Annotated in this window: 17 protein-coding genes; 11 read left to right on the top strand and 6 right to left on the bottom strand. The window is 51.6% G+C overall.

Annotated elements, in window-relative coordinates:
* Window positions 1-124: 124 nt before the first annotated feature.
* Window positions 125-2362, top strand: a complete 2238-nt coding sequence (locus tag RBT11_07490) for a FapA family protein (protein ID MDX9786602.1) — start codon at window positions 125-127, stop codon at window positions 2360-2362.
* A gap of 32 nt (window positions 2363-2394) precedes the next feature.
* Here the strand turns inward: RBT11_07490 and RBT11_07485 are convergent, their stop codons facing one another.
* Together RBT11_07485 and RBT11_07480 are read right to left on the bottom strand one after the other, a co-directional pair.
* Window positions 2395-3408 (bottom strand): tetratricopeptide repeat protein, encoded by a 1014-nt coding sequence (locus tag RBT11_07485; protein ID MDX9786601.1) that lies wholly within the window; start codon window positions 3406-3408, stop codon window positions 2395-2397.
* Window positions 3409-3650: 242 nt separating this feature from the next.
* Window positions 3651-5699 carry a class I adenylate cyclase gene (locus RBT11_07480; GenBank protein ID MDX9786600.1) on the bottom strand — a complete coding sequence of 683 codons (2049 nt, stop codon included), beginning with the start codon at window positions 5697-5699 and terminating at the stop codon, window positions 3651-3653.
* Window positions 5700-5888: 189 nt separating this feature from the next.
* Here RBT11_07480 and RBT11_07475 point away from each other — a divergent pair, with 189 nt between their 5' ends.
* Window positions 5889-6473, top strand: coding sequence for a hypothetical protein (locus RBT11_07475; GenBank protein MDX9786599.1), 585 nt, complete (start codon window positions 5889-5891; stop codon window positions 6471-6473).
* Window positions 6474-6544: 71 nt separating this feature from the next.
* On the opposite strand, the gene acnA is transcribed toward RBT11_07475, so the two are convergent.
* The gene (gene acnA, locus RBT11_07470; GenBank protein MDX9786598.1) at window positions 6545-9289 is read right to left on the bottom strand and encodes an aconitate hydratase AcnA; all 2745 of its coding nucleotides are present in this window, start codon (window positions 9287-9289) and stop codon (window positions 6545-6547) included.
* Window positions 9290-9602: 313 nt separating this feature from the next.
* Between acnA and RBT11_07465 the strand changes: the two genes are divergently transcribed.
* The 5 genes from RBT11_07465 to RBT11_07445 all read left to right on the top strand — a co-directional run bounded on the left by RBT11_07465 (window position 9603) and on the right by RBT11_07445 (window position 14390).
* A complete protein-coding gene (locus RBT11_07465) occupies window positions 9603-11612 on the top strand; it encodes an RNB domain-containing ribonuclease (GenBank protein ID MDX9786597.1) in 2010 nt (669 codons plus the stop codon).
* A gap of 14 nt (window positions 11613-11626) precedes the next feature.
* Window positions 11627-12643 carry a methyltransferase gene (locus RBT11_07460; protein MDX9786596.1) on the top strand — a complete coding sequence of 339 codons (1017 nt, stop codon included), beginning with the start codon at window positions 11627-11629 and terminating at the stop codon, window positions 12641-12643.
* 156 nt (window positions 12644-12799) lie between these two features.
* Window positions 12800-13006, top strand: coding sequence for a hypothetical protein (locus RBT11_07455; GenBank protein MDX9786595.1), 207 nt, complete (start codon window positions 12800-12802; stop codon window positions 13004-13006).
* 216 nt (window positions 13007-13222) lie between these two features.
* Window positions 13223-13909, top strand: a complete 687-nt coding sequence (locus RBT11_07450; GenBank protein ID MDX9786594.1) for a response regulator — start codon at window positions 13223-13225, stop codon at window positions 13907-13909.
* A 31-nt stretch (window positions 13910-13940) separates the two neighbouring features.
* Window positions 13941-14390, top strand: coding sequence for an MFS transporter permease (locus tag RBT11_07445; protein ID MDX9786593.1), 450 nt, complete (start codon window positions 13941-13943; stop codon window positions 14388-14390).
* Window positions 14391-14439: 49 nt separating this feature from the next.
* Here the strand turns inward: RBT11_07445 and RBT11_07440 are convergent, their stop codons facing one another.
* From RBT11_07440 to RBT11_07430, 3 genes are read right to left on the bottom strand one after another with little or no spacing between them, the layout of a single operon-like run.
* Window positions 14440-16773, bottom strand: coding sequence for an FAD-dependent oxidoreductase (locus RBT11_07440; GenBank protein ID MDX9786592.1), 2334 nt, complete (start codon window positions 16771-16773; stop codon window positions 14440-14442).
* A gap of 47 nt (window positions 16774-16820) precedes the next feature.
* Window positions 16821-18455 carry a glutamate synthase-related protein gene (locus RBT11_07435; GenBank protein ID MDX9786591.1) on the bottom strand — a complete coding sequence of 545 codons (1635 nt, stop codon included), beginning with the start codon at window positions 18453-18455 and terminating at the stop codon, window positions 16821-16823.
* Window positions 18419-19549, bottom strand: coding sequence for a glutamate synthase (locus tag RBT11_07430; GenBank protein ID MDX9786590.1), 1131 nt, complete (start codon window positions 19547-19549; stop codon window positions 18419-18421). Before RBT11_07430 ends, RBT11_07435 begins: the two co-directional genes overlap by 37 nt.
* A 505-nt stretch (window positions 19550-20054) precedes the next feature.
* Between RBT11_07430 and RBT11_07425 the strand changes: the two genes are divergently transcribed.
* The 4 genes from RBT11_07425 (at window position 20055) to RBT11_07410 (ending at window position 23541) form a co-directional block, all read left to right on the top strand.
* Window positions 20055-20315, top strand: a complete 261-nt coding sequence (locus RBT11_07425) for a hypothetical protein (protein MDX9786589.1) — start codon at window positions 20055-20057, stop codon at window positions 20313-20315.
* Between the two features lie 232 nt (window positions 20316-20547).
* Window positions 20548-21669 carry a hypothetical protein gene (locus RBT11_07420; protein MDX9786588.1) on the top strand — a complete coding sequence of 374 codons (1122 nt, stop codon included), beginning with the start codon at window positions 20548-20550 and terminating at the stop codon, window positions 21667-21669.
* 17 nt (window positions 21670-21686) lie between these two features.
* Window positions 21687-22982, top strand: a complete 1296-nt coding sequence (locus RBT11_07415) for a class II fructose-bisphosphate aldolase (protein MDX9786587.1) — start codon at window positions 21687-21689, stop codon at window positions 22980-22982.
* 28 nt (window positions 22983-23010) lie between these two features.
* The gene (locus RBT11_07410) at window positions 23011-23541 is read left to right on the top strand and encodes an NUDIX hydrolase (GenBank protein ID MDX9786586.1); all 531 of its coding nucleotides are present in this window, start codon (window positions 23011-23013) and stop codon (window positions 23539-23541) included.

Genomic DNA, 23541 nt, shown 5'->3' with positions numbered 1-23541 from the left:
GCTAAAATAACAGCAAGACATGGATATGCATTCAATTGAGCGGCAATTGCCATGCCGTGGCAATTCATCCTTACCACCACGGCATTTCTCATGGTACGATCTTCAGCAAATAAGAATGGCAACCATGACGGATACCAAAACGGCCAAGACCGCATGTCCCCACTGCGGTACTGTCTACAAGCTTCCGGAAAGGTTTATCAGCAAAGCGGTATTGTGCAAACGATGCGGCCAGAACTTTAAAGCCGTTTCCGGAGAATCCCCGAAAACCTACCCGATCATCGGAAAACTCGCCTTGAAATACGGCCTTATTCAGCAAGAACAGCTTGAGGCCGCACTGGCTTATCAAGCGGCCCACGCCTCTGATGAAAACAAGATTCGCCTTGAGACGGTTTTCTTGGAAAAGGGGTATCTTTCGGAACAACAGCTATCGTTGCTTCATTTCGCGGAAAAATATTGGCACGCCAGTCAACTGGCCAGGGGATATTGCGCTGTCGCCGTCGCCAGAAAACTGATCACGCGGAAAGATGCGGATGAAGCGCTTAAAGCTCAGTCCACCGCCTTTTCCAATATGCGAACGATTCGAAAAATCAGTGATATATTGATCGAATCCGGGAAAATTACGGCGGAACAGCGAGATGCCGTGCTGGCGGAGCAAGGGCGACTCGGCCCGGCCGCTGCATCACCATTAACTGAAACCGAAGAGGCAACACCCGGCTCGGCTGCAAAAGCGGATAAAGCAACGGTGGATGAGCCGGCGGGCAGACCTGAAACTAAGGAACCGCCGGTGGGCAAAGGGGATTTTGAGGTGATCGTGTCGCAGGATTTGCTGACCGCCACCTTGCAGCCATTCGGTCGAAAACCGGCGACCAACACGCTTGAACACATCCATCGTCTGCTTCAAGCCCGAAACATAACCACCGGCATTCTGTCGGATAGTGATATTGAAACGTATTTAAAAACCGATGCTCCCAAGGGACACTCCCTTATCGTCGCTCGAGGTACGCCCCCGACACCCGGAACGAATGCCGTGCTGAAATACCATTTTGAAGCCGGGAAAACCGCCGGCAAAATGATAGCCGGCGGCAAAATTGATTATCGGGATCATGGGGAAGTTCCTCGGGTGAAGAAGGGAGATCTTCTGATCGAAAAAACCCCCATAACACCCGGCGCACCGGGGATAAATGTCCATGGGGCGTCAATCCCCGCACCAAAACCGGTGGATGTAAAGCTGCGTCAGGGGTCGGGCACGAAATTATCCGAGGATGGCCTAAAACTCATCGCATTGACGAATGGGCAGCCGAAAATGACCTTTGGCGGACGTCTCTGCGTATTGACCGAGCTGAGGATAGACGGAGATGTAGACCTGAAAACGGGACATGTCGATTTCGACGGCAATATCGTTGTAACGGGCTGTGTGCAGGCCGGCTTTCGCGTTCATGCACACCACCTCACCGCCAAGGAAATCATGGGCGCCGAAATCAAGGCAACCGGCAACATCAAAGTCACCGGCGGCATTATCGGCGCCGTCATCAACAGTCAGGGGAATATTGAAGCAAAATACATTAAAAGTGCCCAGATAGCCTCTTTTGGAGATATTTCCGTCTTGAAGGAAATCACGGATTCCACCATTGAAACCAGCGGCGCCTGCCGTGTCGCCAACGGAAAAATCCTCGCCTCCACCATTTCAGCCAAACAAGGCATTTTCGCCCAGGATATCGGCACGGATGTCTCCACGCCCTGCCGGCTATCAGCCGGCGTGGATGCACATATAGAGCAGGAAATTCAAGGAATTCAAAACGCCATCGCCAGACGCCAGGAGAGGCATGCGCAGTTAAGATCAAAAATGGCTGCACTGGATATCGAAGAGCAGACGCTTCATCAGAAAATCACCCAACTGGCCCAGGTACAGGATCGCTCCATGGTGGCGCGACGCGACATGCAGGCAAATCTGGAAAAACTTAAAGCGGCGGCACAGCCCGAGGCGGTTGTGGAAATGGAGAAAAAAATTCAAGAGCTTGCGCAAAAAGCGAAAGAGGCCGAGGAGACGCTCACCGCACAATTTGATCAGCAGGAAAAAACGGAAGCACAAATTGCCGCTCTTGAAACGGACATGGCAACATTACAGGAAGAAATTGATGAACTGACAACCGAAAAGCAATCCATTCGGGAGCTGTCAAAAACAACGAAAGCCATCGCAGTGGTCAGCGCCAGTGGTCTGATTCATGTCGGCACACTCATCACCGGATTGCACACCCAGCTTCGCCTGAAAGAAACCTGTCATCATGCACGGATTCAGGAAGTCAGGACCACGGACCCGGATGCCGCCAATGAGTGGGTAATGCGACTTACCCCATTCAAATAGATAATGGGGCGTTCTGGAACTGGCTCAATGGGTTAAAATTCACCCAGCTCGATAGCATCCAACACTTCCCTTGCCTCTTTAAACCCGGGGTCCAATTTAACCGCATCGGCAAAAAAACGTTTTGCTTTTCCGGGATCATTCAAATCAAGATGAAGCCTGCCCATATTATAATAAATGTGCGGCGTATCGGGGTGAATCTTCAATGCTTTCTGGTAATGTTTGAGTGCGGTTAAATAATCTCCCTTCTTTCGATAGAGCACCCCCAGACTATTATAAACATTGACCGTATCCGGATTGATTTCCATAATTTCCGTCAGAATCTCCTCGGCATCCTGCATTTTCTCTTTGGTCATATAAATATCGGCCGCCTTTTGCAACGCCTTTTCAGCATCCTGTTTCCGCCCCAGTTTCTGGTAGGCTCGCCCCATTGCCTCATAGGCTTTGGCAAAAAGACGGTCCAGTTGCGTCGCCTTTCGGAACGCGGCAATGGCCTCCCCGTATTGTCCCTGAGAGGTTTTGATATAACCGATATTATAATATACTTCTGCGCTTTCTCCCGCTTCGACCATCTTTTCAAAAACCGTCAGGGCACCCGCATGATCATTCCGCTCGATCAACTTGAGCCCTTCTTCCAGCGCTTGACGAGTCTCAACCAGATCGGGCGCATCCGCCGGTTCAACCTTGAGCATTTCCATTTTTTGTCTGAAATTTTGAACATCAAACGGTTTGACGATCAGGCCAGTGGCTCCTTCCCGGCCGGCTATGACGACTTTCACCTTGGTAAAGGCCGAGTTGGTGAGGAAAAAGGGAATATTGTAAAACCGATCGTCTTCCCGAGTTTTTTTCAGCAATTCAAGCCCGCTCATGCCGGGCATTTCCATTTCCGCGATGATACAGTCATATCGCCGGAATCGAAGCATCCGCCAAGCCTCATCGGCGCGACTCGTCTCTTCAATGGTGCGGTACCCAAAGTATTTCAAGGCATCCTGTAGCTCCTTAAGCGCCCAGGAATTATCATCCACAAGTAAAAAAGAGAGTTTCTTCATGCCCTCAGTATCCGGATTTCATTGCTTTCGCGATCGTTGCTTCTTTTTATAACGCCCCCCTAATCCGGCAAAGCCGGATGCTGGGATGCATAAAAGCCATCTTTCACCTTCGGCGAATATACACGCAAAAGCGTGCATGTTTCTGGTAAAGGGCTTCATATCGAAGCTGCCTTCCTATCACAAATCCCCCACCGAATGCCAGAGTTTTACGACCGGGTCTGCAGTATAGGTGAGGCCGCCGGCTAAAGCAAATCAAGCCATGGTGCGTCGTTCTCTTCGCTTTCCGGTTTTGAAAAGGCCGTACCTTGCCGCAAGGAGCCTATATCCCGATCCCTAAACACGGCCAAACCCGATTCAATCCTGTGAAGGAAGCGAATGTCAAGATTTCCCCGCATCTGAAAAACCTGATGGAAAGGTTTTCCGCCCTCGGTCCCTTTATAAAAATTCCACAAAAATTCTGATATCTTATAACAGATTGCGCCAGCTTCATCGATATGTGCCAATGCAATGGATTCGAAAAAAAACTCCCCCCAGGAGTTTACGGCGAGAAAATCAGCTCCGGACAAACGGCCCTCCGAGCCATCGGCCAATGGATGGAGTAAAATGCCGATTTTTTCCCATTGCGGAATGGATAACATGGCGGCTGGAGAAACCGGTGCGCTGCAAAAAAACCGATAGACGTCATCAGCCAAGCGTTTGATTCTTTGCGGGCTGATCGGCAGTTGATACGTCTGATATTCAAGGAGACAACCCATAAGGGAATAGAATCCGTTGGCCAGCAACCACCCTATAACGCGGAGTAATTCCGAAGCGGAAAACACCACATGGCGGGCATGACGCAGTTCACCCACATGATGATACACCGACCAGGCCTCTTGCCCCCTATCATTCAGATACCCGCTCACCTGGAACACTAAGCCTCCCAAACGAGATTGAAGATAAGCCGAACAGCGGTGCAGTTTGCCGGGTTTCTTTGTAATTGCAGCCGAAATCCTGTTCTTGAGGGTAATCAGGTCGGACGGAGCCATGGAAAGCGTCGAAGTCGTTCCGTCGTGCGCTCGCAAAATAAGATTATACAGAAACCCGATCTTATTAAAAACTCTTTCTTCAAAGGCCAGACGATTTGATTCGGGCCAGTCGTGAAAGCGAGTCAGCCGGTCAGTCTGATCCTTATCCCATGCCCACTCGGCTTGATATTGTGCCAGAAAACGCAGTTTCGGACTATTTTTTTCGCGACCGTCGAACCGGGAAGGCTCCGAGAGCTTAAGAAAAACACATTCTCTGATCAACACGAGCCCTTCCACATCATCCAATGCTTGAAAAAGATCGATTGCGGTTTCAAATACCACCGCATACGGATCGATCCCTTGATCCCCGCATCCGTTGCCGCCAAACTGGGCTTTGATTCGATCGCACAGCAGTCCGTTTTTTCGGCTAAAAAAATAACTATGCGCAATCAGCGCCGCCTTTATGAGCGATTTGGCCGGATATTTGCGCGCCTTGAACATCTGCCAAAGCAAAGCGCCCAGGCACTCCTCGGGGCTGATGGTTTCCAGATTACCCAGATCCGCATAATCTTCCGGCATAAATTTAAGGCTTCGCGATTGCCTCGCGCATTGAATCCATTGATCGTATTCGATGTCACTGATATTCGCAGGAACCACCGCCCAGTAAGGAATCTTGCCGGCGATCATGATAAAAGTCCGGTAAAACTCTTCTTTCAGGAAGGTCCGCTGCGCCGAACCCGAGCTTTCCTCATCCACAGCTGCAAACCTGTTGTCCCGAATATCCGAAAGGCTGAGCACGAAGAACCCCACCTCCTGGTCATATCGTTCTTTGCTCCAGATTTTGATGCGGTCCAGCTTTTTCTGAAACAATGCCATGCGCTCAGCAGTTGCACCTTCGTCATCGATCACCAGCCAATAATCAAAGTCCGATTTATCCGTCTGCGCCAAGGTGCCGGAAGACCCCATCAGATACAGACCGATGATGACGTCATTCTGCGCACAACGAGTGAATGTTTTTTTCAGGGGAAACAACTTGTGTCGTTGAGATGCCTGTCGCCAAAACCCTGAACCGTGAAATCGGTATATGCCACAAGGGGTTTGCGGAGAATCGACATAACCGGGAACTTTTGTGAGATTCACATGAATCCATAAAGGAATGTTTTGAAATAGTTCAAATTTTTTCTTCGGTAAATACCGGATAAGTTCACGAAGCCTTGAAATATTATAGGTAATAAAGGCTGTCCTGAGCTGTAACATGCGGCCCACGGAAATGGCGTTACTCATGGCGATCGGGTCATATATGGCATTATGTTAAAATCATAACATCGGGGTAACGTGGGAATATGGCGCTGATTAAAACAGCCACCAAAGTCGCCTGGTTTCATGGGCGCCGGTAACCAAGAATGAATTTGCTTTTGATACAAGCGCATAAACATGTTATGCGTGTTGAAAATACCCCAAAAGAACATGGTTATGGATAAGGATAATAATCTCAACAGCACGGATTCCGGATTTGAACTGGACAAGGTTGATGTCTCGCGCTTGATCAAGCCGCCGACGGCTCCCCCCCCCAAAAAACCGCACAAAGCCAGGCCGACACCACAACCCGATGCACCCGTTGCGACCAAAACGGCCTCTTCTAAAACCCAATGGATCACCGCCGGGGCATGTGTTTTCGTGGTCGTGATGACGGCGATATTTTGGATTCAGGAAGGAAAAATAAAGATACCGCTTCCTTCCTTTAAATCGGATAAATATTCAAAACCGGACACTTACATCAGCATCGGCCCGGTCATCTCATCGGTGCGTTCCGGGGATCTCATCAAGATGACCCTGGATATCAATTGCGTCAAAAAAAGTTACCGCCAAAAAGTCGCTGACCTCGACAGCCAAATCCGCAACCGCGTGGTGTGGGCGCTTCAAACACCGGAAGCCGAAGAATTCCTGAATTCAGGTGATTACCTCGCCCTGAGAGGCTATCTGATCGCCAGCGTGATGGAAATCATACCCGCAGGAACGGCAACGGAAATTTATATCTCAGAATTTTTGAGATACTAGCCAAAATATTCTCAGAAAAATAGCCTCCTTGGGTCCGATCACGCACTCTCCCCGGGTTGCGATTCATCTTTTCAGTTTTCCATCAGTTTCCTCAGCACGTAGGGTAAAATACCGCCGTGTTCGAAATAGGCCACATCCACATCGGTGTTCAGGCGGGCCACTACATCAAAGGAAACGGCTTTGCCATCCGCCTTGGTCGCCGTGACCGAGAGCACCTTTCGGGGCATCATGCCGTCAATCCCCTGAATATCAATGGTTTCCGAACCATCCAGGCCCAGTGACCGCCAACTGTCGCCCGGCTGAAACATGAGCGGCAAAACCCCCATGCCCACCAGATTGCTGCGGTGAATACGTTCATAGGATTCGGCAATCACCGCCCGAATGCCGAGAAGATCCGTCCCTTTGGCGGCCCAGTCCCGCGAAGATCCGGTGCCGTATTCTTTTCCGCCCAACACAACCAACGGAACACGATCCTTCTTATACGCCATGGCCGCATCGTAAATATAGGTTTGTTCGGCCTCCGGAAATTTAATGGTAAAACTGCCCTCTTTTTCACCAACCATTTTGTTTTTAATGCGAATGTTGCCGAAAGTGCCCCGCATCATCACTTCATGATTACCCCGGCGCGCGCCGTAAGAGTTAAAATCCGGCGGCGCCACACCGCGTTCCTTCAGATACAGGCCCGCGGGGTAATTTTCGGGAATGGCACCGGCCGGAGAAATATGATCCGTGGTGACCGAGTCCCCCAGTGTCGCCAATGCTCGTGCGCCGGACACATTGGTCGGCGGAATCGGGGTTTTGGATAAGCCCTCAAAATACGGCGGGTTTTTAATATAGGTGGATGATTCTTCCCAAGCATAGGTGACCCCCTTCGCTACCGGCAGGGTCCGCCAGAACTCGTCCCCATCGAACACAGCTGCGTATTCATCGGCATAAAACTCAGGCTTTACATGCCTGGCAATGAGCGCGTTGATCTCCGTTGAACTTGGCCAAATATCTTTCAGATAAACCGGCTCCCCGTTGGGATCAATCCCCACCGGTGCTGTGGTCAGGTCCACATCAATACGACCGGCAATGGCAAAGGCCACCACCAGCATCGGAGAGGCAAGATAATTCCCGCGGATTTTTTGATGAATCCTTGCCTCAAAGTTCCGGTTTCCGGAAAGCACCGCCGCCACGGTCAACCCATGGTCCGTAATCGCCTGATCGATGAGTGGATGCAACGGGCCACTGTTGCCGATGCAGGTCATGCACCCGAATCCCGCCACATGAAACCCGAGGGCATCCAGATAGGGGATCAACCCCGCATCCTTCAGATAGCGCTCCACCACCCGTGAGCCCGGCGCAAGAGAGGTTTTCACGTAGGCGGGTACCCGCAGCCCCCTGGCCACCGCCTTTTTGGCAACCAGCCCCGCCCCCAGCATCACAAAAGGATTGGAGGTGTTGGTGCAGGAGGTAATGGCGGCAATCACAATGCTGGCGTCTCCGATCTCAACCTCCTTATCGTAAAGCTGAAGGCGTACCGCCTTGCCGACAGCCGGCCTGCACTCGGCCGCCCGCGTGGTCAGGCTTCCGGATTCATCATGAAAGGTGGAGGCTTGCGTCACGTCCGTATTGCGCTCATAAGAACAGCCGAGTAAATCATTCACGCTCGATTTCAAATCCTTCAAAAGCACGCGGTCCTGGGGCCGGGCCGGGCCGGCCACAGAAGGCGCGACCGTGCTGATGTCAAGTTCCAGCACCACTGAATAGTCGGCCTCAACCGCATCGGTGTAAAAAAGCCCCAGCGCCTTTGCGGCGGCCTCCGTCACGGCGGCCGCCTCAGCGCGGTTGGTGGCTCTCAGATAAGCGATGGTTTTTTCATCCACCGGGAAAAACCCAAGGGTGGCCCCATATTCCGGGGTCATATTGGCGATGGTAGCCCGATCGGTGACCGTCAAATGCTTCATGCCGGGACCGAAATACTCCACGAACTTTTCCACCACGTTATGCGTGCGAAGCATTTCGGTAATCGTCAGTACCAGATCGGTGGCGGTCACGCCTTCCTGAAGCGCGCCCACCAGGCGCACCCCGATCACTTCGGGAATCGACATGTAATAGGGCTGACCCAACATCACCGCTTCCGCCTCGATGCCGCCTACCCCCCATCCCATCACGCCGATACCGTTGATCATGGGAGTATGGGAATCGGTGCCCACCACCGTGTCGGGAAAAGCAACCTCACCGCCCGCCCCTTTTTCGGTCATCATAACCCGCCCCAAATGCTCCAGATTGACCTGGTGACAAATGCCGGAATTGGGAGGAACGACCCTGAAATTATCAAAACTTTTCTGTGCCCACTTGAGAAGCTGATATCGCTCCGTATTTCGCTGATACTCCAGTTCCACATTTTTTTTCAACGCGTCAGCCGTACCGAAATAATCCACCTGCACCGAGTGGTCCACAATCAGTTCTACCGGCACCAGGGGATTAATTTTCTTCGGATCCCCCCCGAGGGCTTTGACAGCATCGCGCATGGCGGCAAGATCCACCACCGCCGGAACCCCCGTGAAATCCTGCATCAGCACGCGGGCCGGGTGGTAGGGAATCTCCACCGGCGCTGCATATGTTTTTTGCCAATTCGCGATTTGTTTCAGATCTTCCACCAGCACCACTTTGTCATCGAGCTTTCGAAGCAAATTTTCCACCAGTATCTTAATGGAATAGGGAAGACGGCGCACGTCCGCAATTCCCTGTTCACCGAGCCGGTTAATATCGTATATCGTGTACGACTTCCCGTTAACGGAAAGCTTACGCGTAAAGTCCGCTTTATTCATCCTTCCCCCTGCTATAAATGGATTCGTATTTCTTTTGCCTTACCCATATCAAATACCGCCGACTTCAGACCGGCAATCGCACAACCACCAAACAAGCTGATAACATCACTATTTTAAACAATAATTTGTGAATTATAAAAAAATGCCCCTTAGGTGTCAACATGGAAAACAACCAATTTATTGATAACCTATTGTAAAAACGGAATGAAGTCAGGAAAGGGGGTGAGAAAAACAAACCTATGCGGCGCCAATTTTCCTTTCAAAGCAGTCGTTTCGTTGACTTTCAACCGGGCGGTTGTTATGAAAGCCCGTTATGGAATCAGGAAACATCGTCGAGTTCATCGATCATCAGAAAATTATATGCGCCGTCGTTTTGGAGGTGAAAAGCGCGCGGCTTCGGCTACTCACCGAGGCCGATCGGGAGGTGAACCTTTCCGCGAGCCGTTTGGCGCACCGGTGCGAGCAACGTCTGGACCCGGCCATGGGCAGGACCAAATTGGTACAACTGCTCAAAGAAACCGCCCTTCGCCGCAACGCACTCACCAATCGAGTCGATATCAAGGAACTCTGGGAGGTGCTCAACTCGGAACAGGAATGGATAGATGTATCTACCATGACCGCCTTTTGTTTTCCCAATACACCGACCAGTGATCAGGAGTCGGCCGTCGTGCGTGCCTTTTTCCAGAACCGAACCTATTTTAAATTCAACGAGGACGGTTTTTTCCCCTATACCGAAGAACAGGTAAAACAAATGAATGCCAGGGCCGCCGAGGAAGAACGCAAAAATACCCTCATTCAAGCGGGAGGCGACTGGCTAAAAAGCGTTATCGAGGATAAGCGGCAGTCCATTCCCGGACCGGTGCCCGAGGATAAAACAGCGCTCATATCGCTGTTAACATCCTATTATTTATTTGAAAAGGAATCCGATGACCCTGTGCTTGCCAAAGCCGTGATGGCCCGGGCCGGTGTCAAAAATGAAGAAATCATTTTTCATGCCCTGGTCAAGCTCGGCATCTGGAAAAAGAACGAGAATATCGATCTGCTGCGACTGAAAGTCCCGGATGAATTCCCCGAGCCGGTGGCGGAAAGCGCGGTGGCGCTTTACGGAAAATATGGCCAACAATCCATCGAAGCTTTTCTGAATGGAAACCGGCGCGATCTGACGGATCTGCCGCTTCTGACCATCGATGGACAGGCTACCCTCGATTTCGATGATGCCTTGAGTATTCAGGATAAGGGAGACCACCTTCTGCTGGGTGTTCATATTGCCGATGTGGGTTATTTTGTCAAAAAGGATGACCCGATTGACCGGGAAGCGCTGCTTCGCGGCAGCTCGATCTATATGCCGGATCAAAAGATTTCCATGGTTCCGCCCGAATTGGCCGAGAATTTATGCAGCCTCATGGCGGGTATGTTACGCCCCGCCATCAGCCTGTTGGTGAGAATGGACCGTTCGGGCAAAGTGCTCGACTATGACATCGTGCCCAGCGTCATCAACATCAAGCGGCAGTTGACCTATTATGATACGGCCAATATGGCGGAAAAGGACGGCGAGATCGCTCTGCTCTACGGTATCGCTCAGAAATTCAGAGCATTCAGGCTCTCGCAGGGGGCAGTCCAAATTTCTCTGCCGGAAATCAACATCTGGATAGACGAGACAGGCGCGCCCAACGTCAGCAAGGTGAACCGTGAAAGCCCGGGCCGAATGCTGGTGGCGGAAATCATGATTCTGGCCAATTGGCTCATGGCCAAATACCTTTCCTCCCGTGGCGTGCCGGCGGTTTTCAGGGCGCAGCCCGAGCCCAGGGAGCGGCTTTTCAAGCAAAGCGAGGGCACGCTGTTTCAGAACTGGATGCAACGGAAGCATTTAAGCCGGTTCATGCTCGGCCGCTCGCCCGGTAACCATTCGGGGCTAGGGCTGGACGCCTATGTCACGGCCACCAGCCCCATCCGCAAGTACTTCGATCTGATCACGCAACGCCAGATTCGCGCCGTCCTCGGCATGGAAGCGCCGTACACGGAAAAACAGATCGAAGAGCTGTTGCAAAAACTTGAGCAACCCATGAGCGCCGTCTCCAGGCTACAATTCCGGCGTAATCGCTACTGGCTGTTAAAGCATCTGGAAAAAAGAACCGGGCAAAAAGAAGAGGCCATCGTGTTGAACAAGCGCAAGGACGGATATTCGATTCTGTTGACGGAGTACATGGTTGAATGCTTTATGCCCCAGTCCGGCGGCATCAATCTTAAGCCCGAGGATCTTATTCGCATCACCATTCAAAACATTAATGCCAGAAACGATGTTATTTCCGTTTTTCTAGGGTAAGAAAAGAGGGGAAGTTGAGTCAGAACATCTGGGCCATCGGACGCATTCTGGAAACCGCCGGCACATATTGGCAGATATGCACCCTGCATACCGGCGTCAAGCTGAACGTGTTTACCGTGCTGGACAATACCACCCTGCCGGCGCAGGATGTCGCTCGCGAAATATCCGGCGATCTGCGGGGCATCGCGACGTTGTTGGACGCCCTCTGCGCCATGGGGCTTCTGCACAAATCCGCGAGCGGGTATGCCAATACGCAAGCTGCCGCCACATGGCTTTCATGCAAATCCCCGCAGTACGTCGGGCATATTATTCTGCACCACCATCACCTGATGGAAATCTGGGAGCGGCTCGACGAAGCCGTCCTGACGGGCGGTCCGGTTCAAATACAGTCCAGGCACGCGCAGGATGAAAAGCGGGAAAGCTTTCTGATGGGCATGTTCAACCTGGCCATGAATATAGCCCCTCGAATCACGGAAGCCATTGATCTGTCCAGTCGCGCGCACTTGCTGGACCTGGGCGGTGGGCCGGGCACCTATGCCATCCATTTTTGCAAAAAAAACAAGGGGCTTAAAGCATCGATTGTCGACTTGCCCACAACCCGCCCTTTTGCTGAAAAAACCATCGCATCCTTCGGGTTGGCCGATCGTATTGACTTTATAGAAGGAAACTTCCTTGAAGAGGCTATTCCCGGCACCTATGATGCTGCATGGCTCTCGCACATTTTGCACGGAGAAGGGCCGGCGGACTGCCAAAATATCATTCAAAAGGTCGTCTCCGTTCTTCGACCGGGCGGCATGATTATGATTCACGAATTTATGATGAATAATCGCATGGACGGCCCGCTTTTTCCAGCGCTTTTTTCTCTGAATATGCTTTGCGCCACAGAAACCGGCAGGGCCTATTCACAGGCGCAGCTAAGCGATATGCTCTCATCCGCCGGTGTGATCAACATTCGCCGCGTTAAAATCGATACGCCCAATGATTCCGGTATTCTTCTGGGCACTTTGGCAAAAAATACGCTTAGAAAGTAATAGGGGTATAAGCGCCTTTTGACGCCCCCTTTGATTATTTTTCCATTCTTCAAGACCGCCTTCAAACCTAATCCGGCAAAGCCGGATGCTGGAATGCTGGAATGCTGGGATGCATAAAAGCCATCTCTCACCTTCGGCGAATATACACGCAAAGGCGTGCATGTTTCTGGTAAAGGGTCCTGGGTTGCCGCCCTAACGGCGCACCCCGAAACAACCGATCCCACCATCATCATCGGCCCCTTATTCGCCGAGCTTTGCGTTAATAAGGACAATGCCGTTGTCATTCTTTACGGCAGTAAAATGTTTCACCTGGCACTCGATGGTGTAAAACATTATCTGCCGTCGGTAGCGCTGATCGTTTAAGCAGAAAGAGCAACTATGGGGAATTTCGCATATCGTTCTTCGGGGAATGCCCCTTGCTTTTAGCGGACTATCGGAGTATGCAAATAAAGGGATTCAAAGAGAAACCTTTTGGTTTCAGCCGGTTTCAACAGGCACGGTTTCAGCAATGGTTTGGAACGGAATTTGTTGATTAAACCGCATTTGGCAGCGTTAAAACGGAATGGACCCGGATACGGAATGGACCCGGATAAAGACACATTATTAATTGTTGATGACAATGCGACCAATCTGAGCATTATGCAAGCGCTGCTCGACAAGGAAGAATACCGAACGGTTATCACAGATAACAGCTTGGAATGCCTTGATATTTTAAAATCATTGACCCCAAACCTCATCTTGCTGGATATCGACATGCCGGATATGAACGGCCTGGAGGTTTGCCGCATTGTGAAACAGGACTCCCGTTCCAGCGAAATTCCGATCATTTTCGTCACCGGGTTGACGGATAACAAGACGATTAACGACGCCTTTGAATGTGGCGGCACGGATTATATCAAAAAACCCATCAACCGGGTGGAATTGCTGGCCAGAATTAAATCGGTCCTGGCACGACAAAAGTATAAACAGAGCCTGCTGGAAAAAGAGCGGCTGGCCGGGGTTCTAGAAATGGCCGGCGCGGTGTGCCACGAGTTGAACCAACCCCTTCAGGTGATTCAGCTTTATGTGGATGCGATCGATTCCGCCCAAATTAAAGAAAAGGGCATTCGCGACGCCTTGGAACAAATCCGTCGACAAACGGTGAGAATGGGGTCAATCACCAAAAAAATCATGCAAATCACAAAATATGAGAGCCGGGATTATCTGGAAGGGGTGCGAATTATCGATATTGAGAAAGCCTCCAGTCCGAAAATAAGTGGGGGGTGAAGCCCTTAACCGCAGCGGCAAAGAAGGCGATATGAAGAAAATAACGGTTCCAAGGGAAAAGGCCGTATTCTGGCTGGATAAAAACGGCTGCTGGCATAACGAGCACGGCCCGTTCGAACACAAGAAAGTCATCCGGTATTTTCACGCCGCTATTCGAAAAGATGCGGGCGGCTACCACGTCTATCAACAGTCGGACGAATTTGAAGAAAAAGTCTATTTCAATTTCGAGGATACGGCGTTATTCGTTTTTGATCTCATCCTCGACGGCGACATCACCGCGGTTTTAAACACCCAAAAAAAAATTCTTCTGAACCCGAAAGAGTTATTTATTCGGAAAGACAACCTCTATGTGCAATTAGGCGATGAGATTGCCAAATTCACGAGTCAAAGCCTCGTAACGCTTTCCAAGCGGTTATTCCATGAGGGCGAAGGCGTGTTTATCGAGACGAATGCGGGACGTGTCGCGATCAAGCGGAAATAACAACCGGCGCTTATTTTCTACAAAAAAAACAGGCGCCGGCAACATTGTTTTATGATAGCGGCGCCCCTTCCGCTAAATCCCATACCCCGCAAGGACACGCACCGGCGCAAAATCCGCATCCGATGCACCGGGTTTCATCAACCACATATTCATACCCGCCCGTGAGCAATTCCATTCGGCGAATCGCGGTTTCCGGACAAATCTGCACGCAGATGCCGCAATCCCGGCACGCGCCACAGGAAGCGCAATGCGCGCCGCACTGCGTTACATCGCCAAATTCCCGAAACCTTGGATCAAAATACTCGAGTGTCACGCGCTTGCGATCGATCATTCGGCGTGTTTCTTTAGCGGGTTCATTGCCGGAAAGCAGATCACTGATGGCGCCCGCGGCTTTGCGGCCCGCGCCGATGGCGTCCGTGATCAGGCCGGGCTTTACCGCATCGCCAATAGCGAAAATTTTCTCATCGGTTGTCCGATAGATATCGTTTACCGTGACAAAACCACGCTCAACGGCAACCGCTTCGGGTAGAAAATCCAACAGGGGCTGATCACCGATGGAGATAATCACCGTATCGGCCGGCAACACTTCGCCGGTTCTTAGGACCACGCCGGCATCCGTTATTTCCTTGGTAAAGCAGGGCCATCTGAATTTTGCACCGACTTTCTCGGCCTCATCCCGTTCTTTTCCGAAAGAGGCCGGCTCCTGCACATCGATCAGCGTGATATCGGCGGCCCCGAGACGCGCGGCCTCGGTCGCCACATCGCAGCCCACATTACCGGCGCCGATAATGATTACCCGCTTTCCCGGTTTTACCGCATTTTGTTTTGCTTTTCCGAGGAAATCCAGCGCCGTGATCATTTTTTCACCGCCCGGGATCGGAATCGTGCGCGGTTTTTGCGCGCCCACAGCCACGACAATGAAGTCAAAATCATTCCGAAGCCGCTCCACATCCTCTTTTTGAAGCGCCTGCTGGAGGTGAACATGAGGGATGATTTCCCTTGCACGGGTCAGCTCTGCTGCCACCACCTCTTTCGGAATCCGGCTCTCGGGAATGACCGCGCTGATCTTTCCGCCCAGTTTTTCGGTCATATCGTACACCACGGCTTCATACCCGCGTTGACGAAGCTGCCATGCCACGGAAATACCGGCCGGGCCGCCGCCGATCACCGCAATGCGTCCGGCTTTAAGCGCGGGCAATGCCGGTGTTTTGGCCTGAATGCTGGCCTTTCCGATTTGGGTGACATCTACCGATGCCATGGAGCTGCTGGAACGGGTGCAGGCGCTCATGCAGGGGTTGGGGCATAAATAGCCGCACACCGTAGCGGGAAACGGCGTATACGCCAGCGCCAAATCCACGGCCTCATCCACCCGGCCTTCACGGACCAGCCGCCATCGTTCATGCACCGGCATGCCGGTAGGGCACGATGCCTCACACGGCGCCAGGTATTTCCGGTTTTCCCAAACGGGTACGAAGCGTCGTAACTCACCCATTACAATCAGCGGAACCGGGCTTCGGTCAATCTTGGTCAAATCTCCGATCAAGCCCCCTTCTCCCAGCTCCTTGTCCCAGACATTTTTTCTGAAGTCATGCATGGCCCGCTGCGTGCCGCCGATTTTCTCCTGAGGGGATCTAACAACCAGCAATTGCCATTCTTTGGCATCCGATAAGGTGTCCAATAACTCGGTTCGGTGAATATGTTCCAGATAGACCTTCAGGTTTTCCGTCAACCATGCCCAATCGGCCGCATCGATCGGAACCAGTTTGGCGTCCTGCCGGCTGAAACCGGCATGCGGTCCCCGAAAAAACACCTTTCCACCCACCATACCCACCAGGGGACGATGACCCAACACATTTTTCGGCGTCTGCGGGTTATAGCCACAAATAACGGCTATCCCGCCGGCCATGAATTCCCCGAAATAATCGCCCGCAGATCCGAGCACCCAAAGCTCGGGCGGATCAAAACGCGGGTTTTGCTTGGTCATGGTCATGCCTCTTGAACCAATATTGCCGGCGACATAGACCTTGCCCTGGGCCATAGCATTGGCTGTGCCGTTGGCAGCATGGCCGTGCACCACAATTTGGGCGCCCGCATTGAGCCACCCGATATCATCAGAGGCAGGTCCCATGACTTCAATGCGGGTGTTGGCATACCCAAAGGAGCCCACCCGTTGTCCGGAGTGCCCGGTGATTCGAATGTGAATCTTCTCATCCCCGGCTTTCCAGAGGCGTCCGCCGATGCCGTGCTGGCCGTAGGCCCGCACCTCAATCTGGCGATACCCCATGGACACCGCCATTTGAATCTGCTCTTCAAGAACCCGGGTGCTGAGGCGGTTGCCCCTCACGTTGCCCAATATAATGTGATATGATTTGTCATTCATCATGTTTTTCCCTATCTCGCAAGTTCCCGACGTCCAACTTTCAGCTTGTTTTACACGACATACTTGATTGAAAGCCTTTCAGCGGCCGCCGCGTCATCAATCCCCAGCGCATCGGACATTCCGATGGGAAGCGAGGTGGAACGCCCAAGCGGCGCGAAAATTTTCCGCAACTCCATATCGAAGCTCAAAAATACGTCCACCACGCGCTGGGCCACATCCTCTGCGTCCAGGCGCCGGTAAAGTCTCGGATCCTGGGAAGTAATTCCCTTCGGGCATAAGCCGATATTACAAATATTGCACCGGTCGCTTTCAGACCCCAGGCATCCCGCAGCTGCCTGCATGATATATTTTCCGGTCTGAATTCCGCTAGCGCCCAGCATGATGAGCGCCGCCGCATTGGCCGCCAGATTGCCGGTTTTTCCAACACCGCCGCCCGCGAACAGGGGAATTTCATTCTGACGACCGATTTTCACGAGGTTCAAATAGGCATCCCGAATATTGCTGGCAATGGGGTGGCCCATATGGTTCATGGAGATATTATAGGCAGCCCCTGTGCCGCCGTCCTCGCCGTCAATGGCAAGACCCGCCGCATAGGGATTCCGGCTTAAATTATTGAGCACGGCATTCGTCGTTGAGGTGGCTGATATTTTAGGATAAACAGGCACCCTGAACCCCCAAGCCATGCTCATGGACTGAATCATCTTGGCCACGGCCTCCTCGATGGAGTATTTTGTCTGGTGCGTGGGCGGACTGGGCAGATTGACTCCGGCCGGCACCCCCCGAATGGCGGCGATGAGCTGATTGACCTTATACCACATGAGAAGCCCGCCATCGCCCGGCTTTGCCCCCTGGCCATATTTAATCTCCACCGCGCAAGGGTCTTCCTTCATGTGGGGAATGGCGTGAATGATCTCATCCCATCCGAAATACCCGCTGGCGATCTGCAAAATCACATATTTTAAAAACCGTGAGCGCAGCAATCGGGGCGGGCATCCTCCTTCACCGGTTGAAATGCGGACCGGCATGCCCATCTCCTCGTTCAAGTAGGCGACCCCCATCTGAAGCCCCTCCCACATATTTGGAGATAAAGCGCCAAAGGACATTCCGCCGATAATCAGCGGATAGATCTCGCGCACAGGCGGAATCCAGCCATTTTGCTTCAGGTGCTGCAAATTCTCTTCGGGCGGCAGCATGCGGCCCAACAGGGTCCGCAGCTCAAATTCATGCCGGCCCGCATCCAGCGCCGGGTCCGTCAGCATGGAAATCCGGATGAATTTGATGCGATCCAACAAACTCTCACCACTGTTGCGTCGCCCGCCGCGTCTCCTGGGTTGTCCGCCCCGGTCGATATGAAACCGCAGCTTATCCGTTTCATCGGAACGAAGCGGGGTAATGGCGTTGTTGGGGCAAACCAGGTTGCACATGGCGCAGCCGACGCATTTATAGGCCGGGTCCGTCTTCTGTCGAATGCCGTACCAGATTTGAAAGGTGTTTTCCGGCGTCGTTGAAATATTAAGGCCGGTAAGGACTTCCCGTTTGCGAAACACGCCCAGCTCGATCGCGTTTACAGGACAAACAGCCGTACACTGCCCGCACAGGGTGCACTTGTCCTTGTCCCAGAGAACCTGCCAGGGCAAATCCTTTACACTCAGTGTGGAAGGGGTAACGGCGCGCTTTGGGTACATAGGGTAACCTCCTTACGGTCCGGACGCACAAGCGCTGTGTCCAGATACATGGGCTGAAAGTCTTTGCTCTTATCCCGGTTCGGAATCGCGGCGTCCAGGCCGCAAATTTCTGATGAAAATGCATACAATCCGGGGCGGCCGCCCACCACACCGGGCCTGAGCTTTTTGCGGTCCTGAACCATGAAAAGGGTGTTGTCCGGCAAGCTGCCGATCACGCAATTGGGCCCGTCGATAATCAGCGGCCGACAGGTGTATTTGAGATGCCTTAAAAAGCTCGAATTCGCATGTACGGCGATGTCCGCATCCTGTAAGGGAGTGATCACATGCTTATAAAATTCGATGCCGAGATCTAGTTTGGTTTGCATGAAATGCAGAATATGGGTAAACACCTCGGAATCGGACTGGTATCCCGAGTAACCGTGAAATCCCCTGGATTTCAAATACTCCCGAATGGGAATGAACGCCGTGTTCTCGCCGTTGGTCATAGACCCGAAGCCCTGAATAAAAAACGGATGACAGGCATAGAGGTTGATGGCGTAATTGGTGTTTTGACGGCCTTGCGCCAGAATCACGCGTGCCTTGAGCTCTTTTCGGTCAAAATTCAGGTAGCGCGCCACCTGCATCGGATCACCGATCTCCTTGATCATGATCACATCCGGCCAGAAGGAGTAGACGATCATATCGTCCTTTTCCTCTCCCATCTCCCGCAATTTGAGTCGAATGCCGAGCAACCGGTCCGATATCACTTCCCGGGTCAGCCCCTCCCATTCTTCCGGATACTCATAAGCCCGCACCAGATAGGTATCCCGCTTGGGCGTACCCGGGGGAGGCGTCTTTGGAACCTTGATGGACAGCCTGAACTTGGTCATAAAGCCTAAATCCATCATATAGGCATCAAGTCGCTTTATCCCGGTATCACTGAAAATGCCGGAAAGAATCGGTGCGTCCTTCATCTCCTCAAAGGGACCGCCCAAATCGCGGAGCAGCAACCCCACGCCGGAGCCGTCGTGTCCTTCCCGCATGACTTCCATCGATTCGATGGCAACCATGGGCGACAATGGCTCATCACTGGTAATGGCAAATAAACGACACATGTCTTTCTCCTTTACGCTACAGGCTTTTGCCCTGCAAAACCCCACACCGTCAAAAAGCCGTCCGCGCTTCCTAAAGGCATTTTTTTCTGCAAAACAAAAAAGGCGTCAACCCCTCATCGGGAAGTGACGCCTTTGTCCTTCAATCAAATGTCCACACCCACACGCCGTTGTGCAGCTTAAACATGTTTTGTGACAGTAGGATTTGATTTATTTTTTGTCAAGTGGTTTTTGCCGGTCCGTTTCTTCCCTTTTTCCTTGACACACAACAGCGTTATACTAATATTCGAATTAAGATAAAGAAAAATCCGGGACATCGTTTCGATAAGCCGGATTGAAACAAGCAACAAACCGGCGGCAGTTTGATCAAAGCGGACCATTCACATTTTCGAGCTTGAGCGCCGAATTTAAGTTGTTTCGGTTCGGTCAGGATCAACAGGCGGAAAATAGCCGTTTTTATGCTGGGTTATCCACTGCCGTCTCGATGGAAAAAGGGGGGGTTGGGAACATGAATATGGTATCCAACTTAAATATAATCCCTTACGTAGATAGCGGTTACCCGATAGTGGTTATCGAAACTCCGGATTACGCCCTTGGCTATCGCGAAGACCAAGACGCATATTTTCAGAACAGCCGGTTTTCAAAAGGCTGTCGTTTCGGTCGGTATGTCCTTGATTTCGAACAGGAAACAGAACTATATAATTCCCGAAAACGAATAGAACCGAACGCGATGCAAATGATCGGCACCCTGATCAATTTATATGTTTAGGGAACCATCCGGTTTTCTGATAGACGATTTCCATTTGCGCTTACGCTTTATCATGATCTTACGTTTATCGATTCAATCAAGAGCAGACGCCGATGGCAAGGGAGCGGTATGGCATTTGTATTGGCCATAAGTCTCTTCGTGCGTTTCGAGCCGCCGAAAAATTTATAATTAACGCCCGCACCCCGGAACCTGAAGCTGAATGTATATATCGGCATTTCTACATAAAGATAAGTTGTTTGAAATCACAAACCGTTGGTTGTCGAACGAACTTGATCCGGTAGATCCACTGCAAATCACTCGAATCATCACCTATGACAGTTTTGTCGCCTGGGAGCGGCTCCTTCTTTTTATTAAAGAACTCAATCCGTTTCTGACGAACCTGACACAGTTCAAAAGAATCGCGACCAAAAATGAACTCAAAGACTTTATCTGCAACGCAACGGACATCGATAATTCACGCGTACAGCACCTTATCTCTGAATATATGAAATTGCCGGAGTTTTACTATGTCGGCTCCCCTCTTGCCGCATTGGCCTATTACGATAACCAAGGCCATATGACCGGCATGTGCCGATTCAAACGGGTTAAACGGATTGCCGAAAAAGCAAGCCGGTATGCCGCCCTGCATATTGCCGACAAGGTCCGCCTTACCGCCGCCAGATTAGCAACACAAATAGGGAAAGGGAATGAAAACGCCAAAGAGCTGGTTGAACAAGCGGAAAAGGAGCATCTGCTCGAATTTAAACGAAACGGGATCAGTCTTCCGGCCGCCAACATGACCATTAAAGATGTTCTGGGACTTAAACTCATCAAGAACGGTATTTCCGAAGAACAGCTTGAATCTGTTATATCCGGGCTACCCGGAGCGACCATTATTGAGAAAGAAGTTCATACGGGCAGTTATAATGCCGTTCATTATGTGGTTGAACTCACGGTCGATCTCGATTATATGTCCAAAAGGTTCAAATCGCGGCCGCCCAGCGATGCGTACCGCTATCGAGGCCTTCCGGCAAACAACCTGTCGCGGGATTTTGAGTGGTTTCTATACAGCGGAAGCAACACCGTTCAAGTGGATCTTATTTTCACGACGATCGAAGAGCTAGTGGAATCCGAAATTGGTCGATCCATGCACGAAACCAGGATTTTCAAACAACGCCGGCAGCAAAATGTCTATGGCAACATCACCATCAATATCGAATACATCATTGAATACCTGCTTGCGGTCGGAATGAGCCCGACCAAACAGATTGATGACATACCGATTAAAATTTGGGGGCGCTATCTACCGGACACCTTAGGTTATAATATTCGAAAACTCTATGAGCTTCCAGAATATTCAATTGTCGATTATTGATAAGGAGGATATGAATCATGAGCACATCAAACACGGTTCTTTCCGTTGATTTTGATACGGCCTGTACTGTCGGCCGTCCGCCCAATGTCAAAACCCTGTTTCCCAATTCAAAGGCCCTCATTGTGAGCGGCAAATTCATCGATCTTGCCATGCTGAAAAAGGGCAACGCGCTCGCCATGGCGGCCAACGGAAGGAATTATTTTGTCATCCGGGGCGCACTGATGGCCGCCCAGCGGGCAAACGCCGCCATGATTATCGAGATCGCCAAATCCGAGGGGGGCGCAAGTGCCTACTGCGCCATCAATTACTGGAACATTGCCAGAACCGTGGATGCCTTGTGCAATGAACTGGGCATCACCATTCCCGTTGCCGTTCATGCAGATCATTACGGCATCAAGGGCGCCAAGGATATCGAAATCGCCAAAACCGAAATCCCGTCCATATTCGATGCCGGCATCACTTCCATAGCTGTTGACGCCTCACACCTGCCCGATGATGAAAACCTGCTGGCCAGCATCGAGCTGAACCCCTCTATTCCGAAATGGGCCGGTCTTGAGACAGAAGTTGGTGAAATAAAAGGGAAAGAAGGTTTGTCGACCGTCGAGGAAGCTTGCTTTCTGATTCAAGGGCTCAACGCCCATGATATTTTTCCGAACTGGATCGCCCTGAACAATGGGACCACGCACGGCATAGAAGCCAGCGCACAGGGAATACAGGTAGCACTGACCGCGCAAATTCATAAGGCGCTGACGCCGTATAATGTGTCCGGTGCTCAACACGGCACCTCCGGCAACAGCTCGGACAGACTTCGGGAAATCGCCGCCAAAACCAAAACCACGAAAGCCAACGTGGCCACCGCCCTTCAGATGATCTCATGGGGGGTTGAAGTGAACGATTACGGCAACGCGATACTGGATGCGGACGGCAACTTCATTAAGGTTAAGGGCGAAGGAGTTACTGAAGCGGTGTGGGAAGAAATGACGGCATATGCCCGTGAGAAAAACATCAAGGGCGGCAATTATAAAAATCTGAACCTTCCGTTCGAAGGCAAACTGCTGAGGCAGCCCAAAGAAATAAGGGAGCGCATAACCCGGCGGGTCGAGTCGTTTGTCTATAACATGCTGGTAAATGTGTTGAATGCGCAAGACACCGCACCGCTCGCCATTGAGGCGATCTGCCGGGCAGGCACTTTTGACCCGGGCCCCAAAGCCGAACGGATCGAAGATCCCGGCCAATGGACAGTGGAAAAAATAAAGCAAAAGGCACGTCTGATTAACAGCAACAAGGGGGCTTCCGGCAATTTCGATGATTAACCGGCCGGCTGGAGACATTCAATAGCTCATGATTCAAAAAAAGTTTTGTCCTTATTGCGGCGGCCCCCTCACTAAAAAGTGGTGGGAAGGCACAGAGCGTCTCTTTTGCGATACCTGTATCAAAGCGATTTATGAAAACCCGCTTCCCGCCGCTTGCACCGTGGTCGTGGACAATCAGAACAGGATCCTCCTGGTGGAACGCAGCGTTGCGCCGCAAGCCGGAAAATGGTGCCTGCCCGGCGGGTTTATGGAATTGGGCGAAACATCGGAAGGGGCTGCGCTCAGGGAGCTTAAGGAGGAAACATCGCTGACAGGGCGAATCGATACGTTACTGGGAGTGACAACAAGTCGTGGAGAGCATCATCCCATGGTGCTGCTCATCGGTTATCTCGTCACCAATTATACGGGGGATCCGGTCGCAGGAGATGATGCCTCCGACGTTGGTTTTTTCCCGATTTCAAATTTGCCCGAAATCGCTTTTTCAACGCATCGGCATTTCATTCGAATCTATTGCGCCGCCCATGCAAAGATTTTTAAAGAAATGGCTATTTTTCTCTAA

It is taken from the genome of Desulfobacterales bacterium (assembly GCA_034003325.1).
Taxonomy (GTDB): domain Bacteria; phylum Desulfobacterota; class Desulfobacteria; order Desulfobacterales; family JAFDDL01; genus JAVEYW01.
The sequence above is the reverse complement of the archived record's forward strand: the minus strand, read 5'-3'. Positions and strand labels throughout refer to the sequence as shown.

What these genes read in the sequence shown, in the direction of transcription:
- RBT11_07465 (MDX9786597.1), top strand. Translation starts at nt 9,603, where the DNA reads ATGGAATCAGGAAACATCGTCGAGTTCATCGATCATCAGAAAATTATA.
- RBT11_07490 (MDX9786602.1), top strand. Translation starts at nt 125, where the DNA reads ATGACGGATACCAAAACGGCCAAGACCGCATGTCCCCACTGCGGTACT.
- RBT11_07445 (MDX9786593.1), top strand. Translation starts at nt 13,941, where the DNA reads ATGAAGAAAATAACGGTTCCAAGGGAAAAGGCCGTATTCTGGCTGGAT.
- RBT11_07430 (MDX9786590.1), bottom strand. Translation starts at nt 19,549, where the DNA reads ATGTGTCGTTTATTTGCCATTACCAGTGATGAGCCATTGTCGCCCATG.
- RBT11_07480 (MDX9786600.1), bottom strand. Translation starts at nt 5,699, where the DNA reads ATGAGTAACGCCATTTCCGTGGGCCGCATGTTACAGCTCAGGACAGCC.
- RBT11_07425 (MDX9786589.1), top strand. Translation starts at nt 20,055, where the DNA reads ATGAATATGGTATCCAACTTAAATATAATCCCTTACGTAGATAGCGGT.
- RBT11_07450 (MDX9786594.1), top strand. Translation starts at nt 13,223, where the DNA reads ATGGACCCGGATAAAGACACATTATTAATTGTTGATGACAATGCGACC.
- RBT11_07410 (MDX9786586.1), top strand. Translation starts at nt 23,011, where the DNA reads ATGATTCAAAAAAAGTTTTGTCCTTATTGCGGCGGCCCCCTCACTAAA.
- RBT11_07435 (MDX9786591.1), bottom strand. Translation starts at nt 18,455, where the DNA reads ATGTACCCAAAGCGCGCCGTTACCCCTTCCACACTGAGTGTAAAGGAT.
- RBT11_07485 (MDX9786601.1), bottom strand. Translation starts at nt 3,408, where the DNA reads ATGAAGAAACTCTCTTTTTTACTTGTGGATGATAATTCCTGGGCGCTT.
- acnA (MDX9786598.1), bottom strand. Translation starts at nt 9,289, where the DNA reads ATGAATAAAGCGGACTTTACGCGTAAGCTTTCCGTTAACGGGAAGTCG.
- RBT11_07440 (MDX9786592.1), bottom strand. Translation starts at nt 16,773, where the DNA reads ATGATGAATGACAAATCATATCACATTATATTGGGCAACGTGAGGGGC.
- RBT11_07475 (MDX9786599.1), top strand. Translation starts at nt 5,889, where the DNA reads ATGGATAAGGATAATAATCTCAACAGCACGGATTCCGGATTTGAACTG.
- RBT11_07415 (MDX9786587.1), top strand. Translation starts at nt 21,687, where the DNA reads ATGAGCACATCAAACACGGTTCTTTCCGTTGATTTTGATACGGCCTGT.